9 protein-coding genes are annotated in these 14,501 nt (G+C 70.4%); 1 reads left to right on the top strand and 8 read right to left on the bottom strand.

Annotation, left to right across the window (positions count from 1 at the left end; all coding sequences use genetic code 11):
- Nucleotides 1-358: CdaR family transcriptional regulator (locus B9S61_RS04345; RefSeq protein WP_146064705.1), on the top strand; the 358-nt coding region annotated here is incomplete at its 5' end.
- 25 nt (nucleotides 359-383) lie between these two features.
- Here B9S61_RS04345 and B9S61_RS04340 read toward each other — a convergent pair.
- The 8 genes from B9S61_RS04340 to B9S61_RS04305 form a co-directional block, all read right to left on the bottom strand.
- Nucleotides 384-1,613, bottom strand: coding sequence for an amidase domain-containing protein (locus tag B9S61_RS04340; protein ID WP_258039542.1), 1,230 nt, complete (start codon nucleotides 1,611-1,613; stop codon nucleotides 384-386).
- Nucleotides 1,614-1,758: 145 nt separating this feature from the next.
- On the bottom strand, nucleotides 1,759-3,042 hold the full coding sequence (locus B9S61_RS04335) for a hypothetical protein (RefSeq protein WP_103541003.1): 1,284 nt from the start codon (nucleotides 3,040-3,042) through the stop codon (nucleotides 1,759-1,761).
- A gap of 81 nt (nucleotides 3,043-3,123) precedes the next feature.
- Complete coding sequence (locus tag B9S61_RS04330; RefSeq protein WP_258039541.1) at nucleotides 3,124-5,409, bottom strand: transglycosylase domain-containing protein; 2,286 nt, start codon at nucleotides 5,407-5,409, stop codon at nucleotides 3,124-3,126.
- Nucleotides 5,410-5,909: 500 nt separating this feature from the next.
- Complete coding sequence (serA, locus tag B9S61_RS04325) at nucleotides 5,910-7,499, bottom strand: phosphoglycerate dehydrogenase (protein WP_103541002.1); 1,590 nt, start codon at nucleotides 7,497-7,499, stop codon at nucleotides 5,910-5,912.
- 307 nt (nucleotides 7,500-7,806) lie between these two features.
- Nucleotides 7,807-8,805: a ketol-acid reductoisomerase gene (gene ilvC / locus B9S61_RS04320; protein ID WP_103541001.1), complete on the bottom strand. Its 999-nt coding sequence runs from the start codon at nucleotides 8,803-8,805 to the stop codon at nucleotides 7,807-7,809.
- Between the two features lie 121 nt (nucleotides 8,806-8,926).
- A complete protein-coding gene (gene ilvN / locus B9S61_RS04315) occupies nucleotides 8,927-9,451 on the bottom strand; it encodes an acetolactate synthase small subunit (protein ID WP_103541000.1) in 525 nt (174 codons plus the stop codon).
- Nucleotides 9,452-9,473: 22 nt separating this feature from the next.
- A complete protein-coding gene (locus B9S61_RS04310; protein WP_103540999.1) occupies nucleotides 9,474-11,330 on the bottom strand; it encodes an acetolactate synthase large subunit in 1,857 nt (618 codons plus the stop codon).
- A 225-nt stretch (nucleotides 11,331-11,555) separates the two neighbouring features.
- Nucleotides 11,556-14,483 (bottom strand): bifunctional diguanylate cyclase/phosphodiesterase, encoded by a 2,928-nt coding sequence (locus B9S61_RS04305; RefSeq protein WP_258039543.1) that lies wholly within the window; start codon nucleotides 14,481-14,483, stop codon nucleotides 11,556-11,558.
- Between the last annotated feature and the right edge of the window lie 18 nt (nucleotides 14,484-14,501).

The following is a 14,501-nucleotide window of genomic DNA, read 5'->3' as shown; positions in this document are numbered from 1 at the left end:
GGCGTGGGAGGAGGCGTCGGCGTCCGCGCGGGCTGCACTGGCCGAACCCCGGCTGGGACCGGTCGCCCGGTGGGCGTCGATCGGCGCCTTCCGGCTGCTGACGGCCCTGCCTCCGGGGTCCTCCCACGACCCCGCCGTCAGCCCTCTGTTCTCCCCCGCCCAGGCCGGACTGGCCCGCACGGCCGAGACGTATCTGGACTGTGCGGGCCAGGCCGGCCGTACGGCGGCCGAGCTCGGTATCCACCGCCAGACCCTGTACTACCGCCTGTCGCGCGTCGAGCAGCTGACGGGCCTGGACCTGGACGACGGCGAGGACCGCCTGCTGCTGCACATGGCGCTCAAGGCGGCGCGGCTCTGAACCGGCGGCCGTACGGCCGTCCCTGTCAGGTGCGGTAGGCGTAGTACGCGGCGTTCGGGTAGGAGGCGATGATGCTCGCGACCGACCGGCGGTGCGTGTTGGTGGAGTGGTAGCTCAGGTACGGCACGCCCTGCGCGCTGCGGTGCGTGACGATCATCGTGTGGTCCTTGGACCCGTTCCTGTCGAAGTCCACCTGCAGCACGTCACCGACGTCCATCTGGTAGACGTTGGCGAGGCTGGTGGCGCGCTCGGAGTTCAGCGCGAACCAGGACCACTCGTTGACCCCGATGAACGAGTGCGACTGGATCGAGCTGTTGCCGAACCACCTGGTGTAGTCGTACACATAGCCCGGCACGTGCTTCCAGCCGCCCGCCTTCAGGGCCTGGCTGACGAAGTTGGTGCAGTCGCCGCCGGCACCCTGCCCGTCGAAGCTCGGGTACTCCGGGTTGTAGTCGCGCCAGTACTTGTCCGCGTAGGCGGCCATCGCCCGGTAGTCGTACTCGCCGCCCGTGAGGTCCTTCGGGGCGGCCGGCGCGGGCCGGGTGATGGCCGCACGCGGGGACGACGGCGTGGTGGTGGCGGCTCCCGCCGAGGTGGCAGCGGAGGCGGAAGGGCTGGGGCTGGGCGCGGAGGCGGTGGGGGCGGGCGCGGGGTCGACCTCCGGCTGGGCCGGCTGGTTGACCGCGAGCTGGTCGTCGCCGGCCTCGCGAATGCCGGTCAGACGCCAGTTGCCGCGCCGGTCGGCCTCGAAGGTCAGCTGGTGGTCCGCCTGGAACCCGGTCGTCTTCGGCTCGTCGCCGCGGACCTTCTTGTACGTCAGCGTCGTGGTCTCGGTGACGGTGACGACGGCCTTGCGGCCGTTGACCCGGGTGCGGTTCAGGGCGACGGTGGTGTTGGCCGCGCTGTACTTCTCGCCGTGCCTGGCGAGCCGTTCCCTGCGGTCGTCGAGCCGGTCCACGGCCTTGCCCTCGGTACGGGCCGCCCCGGAGGACAGCGCGACCCGGCCGGAGAAGCCGTCGGTCGCCGCCTTCTTCCTTCCGGGCCGGTCGACCAGCGCGTTGGTGCGGTCGGTGAAGACCGCGTCGGCCAGCCGCTGGAAGGTCGCCTTGGTCCGGGCGTCCACCTCCGGCTCGGCCGTCGTGGAGGCCCCCGCACTCCAGTTCGGAAGCAGCGCCGCTCCTGCGATGGCCGAGGCGGCGGCCGCCGTGATGATGGTCGCGCGGCTCCGCGTACGGCGCAGCTTTCTTGACTTCACTGTAGCTCCCCTCTTCCCGGCGGACAGTTGCCGGGGTAAGCGGAGTTTCGCACGTCGCATGTGACTGTTGTGAAGGGGGTGATGCCTTTGCCTACACGGTAGTTACCGGACCGTCACCCCGGCCGGCCCGGCAGTCCGGCGACGGTCATTTCGCGACCGTGGACCAGTCCGGGGACTGCGCCGGATCCAGGGTGCGCAGCCGCTGCAACGTCTCCGGATCCTGGACGTCCATCCAGTCCGCGAGCTCCCTGAACGACACGCACTGGACGTCCTTCTTGGGGCACACGTTCTTGATGACCTCTTCGACGGCCTTCATGTAGATACCGCCGTTCCACTCCTCGAAGTGGTTGCCGATGAACAGCGGCGCCCGGCTGCCGAAGTAGACGCGGTTGAAGCCCGCCATGTAGGTACCGACGGTCTCCTGCTGCCAGCGCGGATACTGGGCCGGGTCGCCGTCGGTCTCCCCGTCGGACTGGTTGTAGAGGAAGTTGAAGTCCATGGACAGCCCTTGGTACTTGCCGCCCTCGTACGGAAGCATCTGGAGCGGGAAGTCCCAGATGCCCTCCTTCTTCACGGGCCAGATCTGGAAGTCGCCGGCCGAGCTGGCGTCGTAGCGCCAGTCGTAACTCCTGGCCGCCTTCAGCAGGTTGGCCTGGCCCTCCAGGCAGGGGGCGCGGCCACCGACGACCTCCTTCTCGATGTCGAAGGGCAGCGGGTCGATGTCGGTGAAGCCGGTGTTGGTCTTCCACTTCTTCACGAACCCGAAGAACTGGTCGATCTCGCTCTTCCACTCCTCGACGCTCCAGTCGCCGCCGCCCTTGGCGCCGCAGAAGTGGCCGTTGAAGTGGGTGCCTATCTCGTGGCCGTCCTTCCAGGCGCCGGAGAGCTGTTCCAGGGTGGTGCGTATGTGCTCGTCGGTGGGGAGGCTGATCGCCGCGCTGCCGGTGGGGTGCTGCGGCGGGTCGTACAGGTCCTTCTTGCTCTTGGGCAGGAGGTAGATGCCGGTGAGGAAGAAGGTCATGTGCGCGTCGTACTTCTCGGCCGTCTCCCTGAAGTGGGCGAAGAGTCCGTCGTCGCCCTGGAGCGCACCGTCCCAGGAGAAGACCACGAACTGGGGCGGCTTCTGCCCGGGCTTGAGCGGCTTGGCCTCGAAACTCTTCTTCTGCGGGCCCGTGTAGGAGGTGGAACCGTCACCGATCACCTCGGTGCGGCCGTCCCACTCCGGTTCCCCGGTCGCCCGCGCGTCCGACCGCCGCGGTGCGTCGTCCCGGGCGGACGCGGTCGGGGCGGTCCTGTCGTCACCGGAGAGCGCCAGGTAGCCGATGACGAGGGAGGCGACCACGAGGGCCGCCGTCAGGGTGAGGATATGTCGGCGGGCGGGACGGCGGGGTGCTCGGGCCTTGCGGCGGCGGCCCGACGGCTGCTTCATCTGCGGCTCGACCTCTTGGGAACAGGGGACAGGGACTGGGTGCGGTGGCCGGTGCGGTGCGGTCGTGGCCGCACCGGTGTCTCAGCCACCCGTTCCGAGAGCACTCGACCAGATGCCGTACGGGACGCTGTCGGCGGGTGTGCCGCCCAGGCCCTCGAGCGGCAGGGGTTCGAGGCTCTCGCTCAGATCGATCCGGTAGACGACCACCGCGGTGGTCGTCCTGTCCAGACTGCCGACGTACCAGGCGGCGGTGTCGTCCTCGGTCGTGCCCACCTTGCCGGCGGCTCCGGCCGGATTGTCTCCGTGGGCGGTGCGGTAGGCGTCGGTCAGGGCGGACTGGACTTCGCGTGCGGTGCCGGCGCTCATCGCGCGGCGGACGCCCGGCCGGGGAAGGCTCACCTTGTGGCCGGCACGGGTGATCTTCCGTACCGAGTACGGCTCGGTGTGCACCCCGTCGGCGACGAACGTGGCGTAACCGCTGGCCATCCGGATGGCGCTGGGCCGGGCGCTGCCGGTGGCCAGGGCGGGCACCTGGGCGCCGATGCTGGAGGGCAGCAGGCCCGCGGCCTCGGCGGTGGCACGCACGTTCTCCAGCCCGGTGTCCATGCCCAGTTGCATGAACGGGGTGTTCACGGAGAGGGCCAGCGCCCGGTGCAGGCTGATCCGGCCGTAGGACTTGCCGCCGTCGTTGCGCACCGACACCTTGCGGCCGCTGCGGTCCCAGTAGGGGCCCTCGGGCGTGGTGACGGGGACTCCGTCGTCGCCGTCGTAGAGGTCCTCACCGGTCACCGGCGTGGGTGCGCCGTCACGGGTGAGGCGCACCCCGTGCTCCAGGCCGGCGGCGTACACGAACGGCTGGAAGGCCGAACCGGCGGACACGGTGGTCGCGTTGGACTCGTTGTAGCCCTGCTTGCGGTGGTCGGGCCCGCCGTAGACGGCGAGGATCCGGCCGTCGGCGGCGACGGAGGCGGCACCGTAGTGCGCGGCCCGGGCCTTCTTCGGGTGGTCCTTGCGGCCCTGCTCACGGGCCTTGGTGACGGCGTCGGTGAGTTCGGCCTCGCGCTTCTTGTCGAACGTCGTGTAGATCTGGTAGCCGCCGAGGTCGAAATCCCGGTCGGAGATCTTCGAGGTCTTCTTGACGTACTGCATGGCGAGTTCGACCAGGTAGTCGCTCTGCTCACCGGTGGCGTACAGCGGGTTGCTCTTCAGCGGTTCGGGGAACTCCCGGTACTTCGCGCGCTCCTGCGGGGACAGCTTGCCGATCGAGACCATCCGGTCGAGGATCCAGGACCAGCGCTCCACCGCCCGATCGCGGTTGGCCCGGCTGAGCGTGGGGTCGAACAGGCCGGCGCCCTTGAGGAGGGAGGCGAGGAAGGCGGCCTCGCTGACGTCGAGTTGCTGCACCTCCTTGCCGTAGTAGGCCTGTGCGGCGCGCTGGATGCCGTAGGTGCCGCGGCCGTACCAGCTGGTGTTGAGATAGCCCTCGAGAATTCTGTCCTTGCTCATCTCGTTGTCGAGTTTGAGCGCGATCATCGCCTCGTCGAACTTGCGCCCGAGCGTCCGGTCCTGGCTGAGGTAGACGTTCTTGACGTACTGCTGGGTGATGGTGGAGCCGCCCTCGGTCTCGCCCTGGCCGACGGTGCGCAGCAGGGCGCGCGTGATACCGGAGACGGAGATGCCGGGGTCACTGTAGAAACTGTCGTTCTCGGCGGCGAGCACCGCCCAGCGGACGTCCTCGGGGATCTCGTCCAGCGGCATCGCCTGCCGCTGCACCCAGCCGGTACGGGCCAGCGGGGTGCCGTCGGCCCAGAAGTACACGTTGTCCTGCTGGGTGGCGTGGCTGTTGAGGTCGTCCGGGATGTCGGTGGCGGCGTAGGCGCCCGCCAGGAAGAGGGTGCTCAGGCCGAAACAGGCGAGGAGACCCCCGAGTGTCTGACGCCAGGAGGGCACCCAGCGGCGCCAGCCCGTGCGCCCCGGCCGGGGATAGTGCGGGCGCAGCCGGCGGGCGTACGGGCCGAGCAGAGCGGCGACGGGGCCGAGGACCGGCTCCAGCCGGGCGGCGACGGCACGGCGAACGGGGGCCAGCCGGGCGGCCACCGGACGCAGGACGGGTGCCAGCCGGGCACGGAGGACCCCGGCGGAGGGGGAGGCGGGTGTACGGGCGGCCCTGCGGGAGGGCCGGGTGGCGGGTGCGCCCCGCTCGGGTATGCCGCCTTCGGGTATACCGCCCTCGGGCACGCGCAGTTGCATGGTCTCGTCCACGGACGCCCGCAACTGCTCGACGCCCAGTTGCATGGTGGCGTCCGGCGCGGGAGGCGGCTCCTCGCCGTCCCTGTGCTCCCCGTCCCCCTGGCCAACCCGGGTCATACCCGTGCCCCTCTCCGCACATCGCACGGTCGCGGGAGCGACCGCACGAACATACGAGAGTCGAGGTTCACGACCGAGTCACCGGCCGCCACCCCACTCCCCCCATTTCACGAACATCACAGCGCACACAACTTACTAACACTCTGACCATATAAGTTCGACAGGCTTCCGGGGTCGGATGACGAGGCGCTCATCACGTCACCCCGGACTTCGACGGCCGCGGCGACCGGCCGCCGGTACCGGGGTTCAGGACCACGCGTCCTCGGCCGCCGAGTCGATCCAGCCGGCGGAGACCCTCGGTGAGCTGCTCGGCCTCGGGAGCTCCCTCGGGGTCGAAGATCTACTGTGCCATGAGCGGCGGCGGTGACGCTGTGCCGGGTGCGGGTGCGGGAGGACACGTGCACGGAAAACGCCGGGCCGGCTGATCGGCTCAGCCGGCCCGGCGTGTGAGGACGAGCCCGTTCGGGACGGACGGGGGCCGGAGCGGGCCCCCTCTGACGTCACACCAGGTTGATCGACCGGGCGGAGGTCGCCCCGGTCTCCGCAGACAGTTCGGCCAGCACCCCGGTGGACACGGTGTCGTCGACCGTCAGCACGGCGAGCGCCTCGCCGCCGACCGTCGCGCGGGCCACCTGCATACCCGCGATGTTGATGCCCGCCTCGCCCAGGACGCGGCCCACGGTGCCGACGACGCCCGGACGGTCCTCGTAGCGCAGGACGACCATGTGGTCGGCGAGCGCCAGGTCGACGTCGTACTCGCCGACCGCGACGATCTTCTGTACGTGCTTGGGGCCGGCCAGTGTGCCGGAGACCGAGACCTCCTCGCCGTCGGAGAGGGTGCCGCGCACGGTGACGACATTGCGGTGGTCGGCCGACTCCGAGCTGGTGGTCAGCCGGACCTCGACACCGCGCTCCTGGGCGAACAGCGGGGCGTTGACGTAGGACACCGTCTCGTCGACGACGTCCTCGAAGACACCCTTGAGCGCGGAGAGCTCCAGCACCTTCACATCGTGCTGGGTGATCTCGCCGTACACCTCGACGTCGAGGCGGACCGCGACCTCACCGGCGAGCGCGGTGAAGATCCGGCCGAGGCGCTCGGCGAGCGGCAGACCGGGCTTGACGTCCTCGGCGATGACCCCGCCCTGCACGTTCACCGCGTCCGGGACCAGCTCACCGGCGAGCGCGAGACGCACCGAGCGGGCGACGGCGACGCCGGCCTTCTCCTGGGCCTCGTCGGTGGAGGCGCCCAGGTGCGGCGTGCAGACGACCTGGTCGAACTCGAACAGCGGGGAGTCGACGCACGGCTCCTTGGCGTACACGTCGAGGCCGGCGCCGGCGACGCGGCCCTCCTTGAGCGCCGAGTACAGCGCCTCCTCGTCGACGATGCCGCCGCGCGCGGCGTTGATGATGCGCACGGCCGGCTTGACCTTGCGCAGCGCCTCGTCACCGATCAGGCCGAGGGTCTCGGGGGTCTTGGGCAGGTGGACGGTGATGAAGTCGGAGACCTCGAGCAGCTCGTCGAGGGACAGCACCTTGACGCCCATCTGCGCGGCCCGCGCGGGCTGTACGTAGGGGTCGTAGGCGACGACCTTCATGCCGAAGGCGGACATGCGCTGCGCGACCAGCGCACCGATGCGGCCCAGACCCACGACACCGAGGGTCTTCTCGGCGAGCTCGACGCCCGTGTACTTGCTGCGCTTCCACTCGTGGTTCTTCAGCGCGGCGTTGGCCTGCGGGATGTTGCGCGCGGTGGCGACGATCAGCCCGCAGGCGAGCTCGGCCGCGGTCACGATGTTGGAGGTGGGGGCGTTGACGACCATCACGCCGGCCTTGGTGGCGGCGGAGACGTCGACGTTGTCGAGGCCGACACCCGCGCGGGCGACGACCTTGAGCCGGTTCGCGGCGGCGATCGCCTCGGCGTCGACCTTGGTGGCCGAGCGGACCAGGATCGCGTCCACGTCGGCGATGGCCGGAAGCAGCTCCGCGCGGTCCGCGCCGTTGCAGTGGCGGATCTCGAAGTCCGGTCCCAGTGCGTCGACGGTGGCGGGCGACAGCTCTTCAGCGATGAGTACGACGGGTTTCGAGCTCACGTGAGTCCTCACAAGTCCCATGCGGGCGGCCGTCCCGACGGCCGCAGGCGGTGAAGAAGTGCTAGCCGCGTGGAAGACGCACGACGCTGTGGGCCTGACGCGTTTGTTGGAGACCAGTCTAGTGGCGCGGGGCGAGTCGTCTTGCGCCTCAGCGGATTGATCACCCGGAAGAGGCGGTGGGCGAGAACAGCCCCTCTGGGGGTCCCCCACGCCCGGAAGGCGGTGGGGGGAGTCCGAGGAGCGGGGTCCCGGGGCGGAGCCCCGCGACGGCGCCCGCAGCCGGCGGCACCGTCGCGGGGCGAGCGGCTTACGCCTCCTCGTCGACCCAGCTCATGAGCTTGCGCAGCTCCTTGCCGGTGGTCTCCAGCAGGTGCTCGGAGTCCTGCTTCTTGTACTCGTTGTACTTCTTCAGACCGCCGTGGTACTCGTCCATCCACTGCCGCGCGAACGTGCCGTCCTGGATCTCGGCGAGGACCTTCTTCATCTCCGCCTTGGTGGCGTCGGTGATGATCCGCGGGCCGGTGACGTAGTCGCCCCACTCGGCGGTCTCGGAGATCGACCAGCGCATCTTCTCCAGGCCGCCCTCGTACATGAGGTCCACGATCAGCTTCAGCTCGTGCAGGCACTCGAAGTAGGCGATCTCCGGCTGGTAACCGGCCTCGGTCAGCGTCTCGAAGCCCGCCTTGACCAGTGCCGCGGTGCCACCGCAGAGGACGGCCTGCTCGCCGAAGAGGTCGGTCTCGGTCTCCTCGGTGAAGGTGGTCTTGATGACGCCGGCGCGGGTGCCGCCGATGCCCTTGGCGTACGACAGGGCCAGCTCGAAGCCGTTGCCCGTGGCGTCCTGCTCGACGGCCGCGATGCAGGGAACGCCGCGGCCCTCCTCGTACTGACGGCGCACCAGGTGGCCCGGGCCCTTGGGGGCGACCATACAGACGTCCACGCCGGCCGGGGGCTTGATGAAGCCGTAGCGGATGTTCAGGCCGTGGCCGAAGAACAGGGCGTCGCCGTCCTTCAGGTTGTCCTTGATGTGCTCCTCGTAGACCTGGGCCTGGATCGGGTCCGGGACGAGGATCATGATGACGTCGGCCTCGGCGGCGGCCTCGGACGGGCTCACCACACGCAGGCCCTGCTCCTCGGCCTTCGCCCTGGACTTCGAGCCCTCGTGCAGACCGACGCGCACGTCGACGCCGGAGTCGCGCAGCGACAGGGCGTGGGCGTGGCCCTGGCTGCCGTAACCGATGACCGCGACCTTGCGGCCCTGGATGATGGACAGGTCGGCGTCGGCGTCATAGAACAGCTCGGCCACTGTGGGTTCTCTCCTTGAGTGCAGGTGTTGCGTCCCACCGTATGACGGCGGGGGGAGGGGACGTTCCGGAGTCTCGTCATACGGGCGGCCGGTGTCGCGGCCGGCCACCCGTTTCGCTGTCCTACGCCGACCGGTCCAGGGCGCGCAGCGACCGGTCGGTGATCGAACGGGCACCACGCCCGATCGCGATCGTGCCGGACTGGACGAGCTCCTTGATGCCGAACGGCTCCAGCATCTTGAGCATCGCGGACAGCTTGTCGGTGCTGCCGGTGGCCTCGATGGTCACGGCCTCCGGGGAGACGTCCACGGTCTTGGCGCGGAAGAGCTGGACGATCTCGACGATCTGGGAGCGCGTCTCGTTGTCGGCGCGCACCTTCACCAGAACGAGTTCGCGCTGGACGGCGTGCCCGGGCTCGAGCTCGACGATCTTCAGCACGTTGACGAGCTTGTTGAGCTGCTTGGTCACCTGCTCCAGCGGGAACTCCTCGACGCTCACCACGATGGTGATGCGGGAGATGTCCGGGTGCTCGGTGACCCCCACGGCGAGGGAGTCGATGTTGAAGCCGCGGCGGGAGAACAGGGCGGCGATCCGGGCCAGGATGCCGGGGGTGTTCTCCACCAGGACGGAGAGCGTGTGCTTGGACATGATCTGCTTCCTTTACGGGCTCTCAGTCGTCTTCGTTGTCGCCGAAGTCGGGGCGGACGTCCCGGGCGGCCATGATCTCGTCGTTGGAGGTGCCGGCGGCGACCATCGGCCACACCATCGCGTCCTCGTGGACGATGAAGTCCACGACGACCGGGCGGTCGTTGATCGAGTTCGCCTCCTCGATGACCTTGTCGAGGTCGGCGGGGTCCTCGCAGCGGATCGCGTAGCAGCCCATGGCCTCGGACAGCTTCACGAAGTCGGGGACCCTGGTGCCCGCGCTCTTCTCGGCGGCGTCCGTACCGGGGCCGGAGTGCAGCACCGTGTTGGAGTACCGCTGGTTGTAGAAGAGGGTCTGCCACTGGCGGACCATCCCGAGGGCGCCGTTGTTGATGATGGCGACCTTGATCGGGATGTTGTTCAGGGCGCAGGTGGTGAGTTCCTGGTTGGTCATCTGGAAGCAGCCGTCGCCGTCGATCGCCCAGACGGCCCGGTCGGGCACGCCGGCCTTGGCACCCATGGCGGCCGGGACCGCGTAGCCCATGGTTCCGGCGCCGCCCGAGTTCAGCCAGGTGGCGGGCTGCTCGTACTGGACGAAGTGCGCCGCCCACATCTGGTGCTGGCCGACACCCGCCGCGAAGATCGTGCCTTCCGGCGCGAGCTGTCCGATGCGCTCGATGACGTGCTGCGGGGAGAGCGAGCCGTCCCCGGGCTGGTCGTAGCCGAGCGGGTAGGTCTCGCGCCAGCGGCTCAGGTCCTTCCACCAGGCGGTGTAGTCGCCGCGGTTGCCCTCGGCATGCTCCTTCTGGACGGCCTGGACGATGTCGGCGAGGACCTCGCGGGCGTCACCGACGATCGGCACGTCGGCGGCGCGGTTCTTGCCGATCTCCGCCGGGTCGATGTCGGCGTGGACGATCTTGGCGTACGGGGCGAAGCTGTCCAGCTTGCCGGTGACGCGGTCGTCGAAGCGGGCTCCGAGGGCGACGATCAGGTCGGCCTTCTGCAGCGCGGTGACGGCGGTGACCGCTCCGTGCATGCCCGGCATTCCCACGTGCAGCTCGTGACTGTCGGGGAATGCGCCGAGTCCCATCAGGGTGGTGGTGACGGGAGCTCCGGTGAGTTCCGCGAGGACCTTCAGCTCGGCGGTGGCGCCGGCCTTGATCACTCCGCCGCCGACGTAGAGCACCGGCCGCTTCGCGGCGGTGATCAGTTTGGCGGCCTCCCGGATCTGCTTGGCGTGCGGCTTGGTGACGGGCCGGTAGCCGGGCAGGTCCATGGTGGGCGGCCAGGAGAAGGTCGTCCTCGCCTGGAGGGCGTCCTTGGCGATGTCGACCAGCACCGGGCCGGGGCGGCCGGTGGAGGCGATGTGGAACGCCTGCGCGATCACCCGCGGGATGTCCTCGGCCTTGGTGACCAGGAAGTTGTGCTTGGTGATCGGCATGGTGATGCCGACGATGTCCGCCTCCTGGAAGGCGTCCGTGCCGATCGCCTTGGAGGCGACCTGGCCGGTGATCGCGACCATCGGCACGGAGTCCATGTGCGCGTCGGCGATCGGGGTGACCAGGTTGGTGGCGCCGGGTCCGGAGGTCGCCATGCAGACGCCCACCCTGCCGGTGGCCTGCGCGTAGCCGCTGGCCGCGTGGCCGGCGCCCTGCTCGTGCCGGACCAGGACGTGACGCACCCGGGTGGAGTCCATCAGCGGGTCGTAGGCGGGAAGGATCGCACCGCCGGGAATGCCGAATACCGTGTCGGCGCCGACCTCCTCGAGCGAGCGGATGAGGGACTGCGCACCCGTGACGTGCTCGACGGGGGCGGACTGTCCTCCGGATCGGGGCCGGGGCTGCGGGTGATGGGCCCCGGTGGCCTGCTCGGTCATCGGCATTCTCTTCTCGATGCTGAGGGTTTTTGCGAAGTTCATGCGGGTTGCGCGTGCTGCTCGGCAGGTGCCTGTGCAACAAAAAACCCCTCGTGCCGTAAGGCAAGCGAGGGGAAGCGCGCCGGGTGGGTGGTCGCTGAGCGATCGGGCTCAGCGTCAGCCGACGCGCTGTCCAAGTACGAGAATTCGGGTGCGCATGGAAATGACCCTCCCCCCGGGGCCCACCCACTGTCAAGTGGGTGGGACGGGAGTCTCATGATGTGAACGGAGTGCCGTTCCACCTTTGAGTACGGCGGTCACTCCCGCGGAGTACAGACCCGGACCGCCGCCGACGAACACGGGCTCGGCCGGCCCGTGCGGCACCGGACAGTGCCCGGCGGCCAGCGCCCTGCGCAGCCGGTACTCGTCCAGCGGTCCGGAGAACGCCATGCCCTGCCCGTGCGTACAGCCCATGGCGCGCAGGGCCGCGGCCTGCTCGGGCAGGTCCACCCCCACCGCCACGGAGTGCATCCCGAGGTCGGAGGCGATCCGCAGCAGCCCGCCGGTGATCTTGTGCAGCCGCGCGGACTCCGCCACGCCGTCGACCAGGCCGCGGTCGAGTTTGAGGACGTCCACGGGGAGCCGTCTGAGCGCGGTGATCGCCGCGAGTCCGCCGCCGAAGCCGTCGAGCGCGATCCGGACACCGAGGCGCTTGAGCACGGTCAGCCGGCGCTCCAGTTCGTCGAGCGGGACCCGGGGGTCGGTGTCGGCCAGCTCGACGACCAGCGAGCCGGACGGCAGTCCGTGCCGGGTGAGCAGGGCCTCGATGGAGCCCGGTGGCAGCGACCGGTCCAGCAGCCTGCGGGCGCTCAGCCGGACGGCCACGGGCACGGGCAGACCGGTCGCGTGCCGTTCGGCGGCCTGCTCGACGGCCTCCTCCAGCACCCACCGGCCGAGTTCGGCGGTCTTCTCGCTGTCCTCGGCCACCCGCAGGAACTCCGCCGGCGTGAACAGCACCCCCTGGGACGAACGCCAGCGGGCCTGGGCGCAGATCGAGGTGATCCGGCCGTCCGCCAGACACACCACCGGCTGGTGCAGCAGGGCGAACTCGCCGTGGTGCAGTGCCGCGCGCAGCCGCGTGGCCAGCTCCGCCTTGCGGACGACGTCCTGCTGCATGTGCGGCCGGTACAGCTCCACCCGGCCCTTGCCGGCCGCCTTCGCCCGGTACATCGCGAGGTCGGCGTTGCGCAGCAGCTCGCCCGCGCCGACGCCGGGCTCGGCGAAGGCGACGCCGATGGAGGCGTTGACCCGGACATCGTTGCCGTCGATCGCGTACGGCTGGGAGAGGGTGGCTCTGAGGCGGTCGGCGAGCTCCAGCATGTGCCGCTCCCGGGCGTCCCGGTCCCGGACTCCGTCCCCGGCGATCAGGGCGGCGAACTCGTCACCGCCCAGCCGGGAGGCGGTGTCGCCCTTGCGGACCGCGTCCTGGAGCCTGCGGGCGGCCTGGACGAGCAGTTCGTCCCCGGCCTGGTGCCCGATGGTGTCGTTGACGCCCTTGAAACCGTCGAGGTCGATGAAGAGCACGGCCGTGCCCCTGAGCGCGGCCCCGCGGTCCGAGGCGCGGCGGCCGGACAGCGCCTGCTGGACGCGCCGGGTGAACAGGGCGCGGTTGGGCAGGTCGGTGAGCGGATCGTGCTCCGCGTTGTGCTGGAGCTGTGCCTGGAGCCGCACTCGCTCGGTCACGTCACGGCTGTTGAAGATGAGGCCGCCGTGGTGCCGGTTGACGGTCGACTCGACGTTGAGCCAGCCTCCCCCACCGCCGGAGCGGAAGCGGCACTCGATGCGGGTCGTGGGTTCCTCCACCGGGTCGGCGGCGAGGAAACGGCGCACCTCGTGCACGACGGAGCCGAGGTCCTCGGGGTGGATGAGACCGGCCAGTTCCGTACCGACCAGGTCCTCCGCGGGGCTGCCGTACACCCCGGCGGCGGCCGGGGAGACGTAGCGGAGGATGCCGCTGGGCGCGGCGATCATGATGACGTCGCTGGAGCCCTGCACCAGGGAACGGAAGTGGTTCTCCTTCTGCGCCAGTTCCTGGGTGAGGGTGATGTTGTCGAGCAGCATGATGCCCTGGCGCACGACGAGGGCGAGCACCACGGTGCCGCCGGTGATCAGCACGACGCGGTCCACGCTGCGGCCGTTGAGGACGTTGTAGAGGATCCCCAGGGTGCACACGGCCGCGGCGAGGTACGGCGTGAGCGCGGCGAGGGAGCCGGCGATGGGACGGGAGAGCGGATTGCGGCCCTGGTCCCCGCCGGGGACGGACGGGTGCTGGTGGTCCGGCACGCCGGGCCGGCCCGGCAGGTGCTCGCGGACCACACGCGTGTGCCCCTCGCGCTCGGGCGGGCCTCCCCGCGGCGCGGTCCACGGGGCGTACGCCAGGAGCAGGGAGCCGGCGAACCAGCCCGCGTCGAGCAGTTGCCCGGAGCGGTAGCCGGCGTGCAGCAGCGGGGAGGTGAACAGGGCGTCGCACATCACGGTCAGCGCGAGGGCGCCGATCGCGGTGTTGACCGCGGACCGGTTCACCGCCGAGCGCCGGAAGTGCAGCGCGAGCACCATGCTGACCAGGGCGATGTCGAGCAGTGGGTACGCCAGTGACAGCGCCGTGTGCGCGACGGAGGGGCCCTCGGCCTGGGCGGCCTGGGCGAGCGCGAGGCTCCACGCGAGGGTGAGCAGGGAGCCGCCGATGAGCCAGGCGTCCAGGGCGAGACACCCCCAGCCGGCCTTGGTCACGGGCCGTTTGGCGAGCACCAGGAGCCCCACGATCGCGGGCGGCGCGAAGCACAGGAAGAACAGATCGGCGTAACTGGGGCTCGGCACGGGGACGCTCAGCACGACCTCGTACCACCCCCAGACCAGGTTGCCGAGGGAGGCCATGGCCGAGGAGAGAGCGAACAGCAGCCAGGCGGGCCGGAACCGCGTGCGGGGGCTGCGGGCGTAGACGAAGCAGGAGACGGCCGCGGCACCCGCGGCGGCGCTCAGCCCGAAGTCACCCATGATCAGCGCGAGTTGTTCCGAGCCCCAGCCGAACGCGGCGCCGACGGCGTAGGTCGCGCAGACGAGAACCAGGACGAGTTGCGCGACCGGGCCGGGCCGGCGGACGGCGGACGGCACACCGGGCAGCGGCGCCCGCGCGGCGGG

This window comes from Streptomyces sp. SM1 (assembly GCF_002910825.1).
In the GTDB taxonomy this organism is placed as follows: Bacteria; Actinomycetota; Actinomycetes; order Streptomycetales; family Streptomycetaceae; genus Streptomyces; species Streptomyces okerensis.
Note: the sequence above shows the minus strand (reverse complement) of the source record. Positions and strands in the feature narration are given on the sequence as shown.

Bases quoted from the DNA above. Each gene is read 5' to 3' on its own strand.
- B9S61_RS04335 (WP_103541003.1), bottom strand. From the start codon at position 3,042: ATGAAGCAGCCGTCGGGCCGCCGCCGCAAGGCCCGAGCACCCCGCCGT.
- B9S61_RS04330 (WP_258039541.1), bottom strand. From the start codon at position 5,409: ATGACCCGGGTTGGCCAGGGGGACGGGGAGCACAGGGACGGCGAGGAG.
- B9S61_RS04310 (WP_103540999.1), bottom strand. From the start codon at position 11,330: ATGCCGATGACCGAGCAGGCCACCGGGGCCCATCACCCGCAGCCCCGG.
- ilvN (WP_103541000.1), bottom strand. From the start codon at position 9,451: ATGTCCAAGCACACGCTCTCCGTCCTGGTGGAGAACACCCCCGGCATC.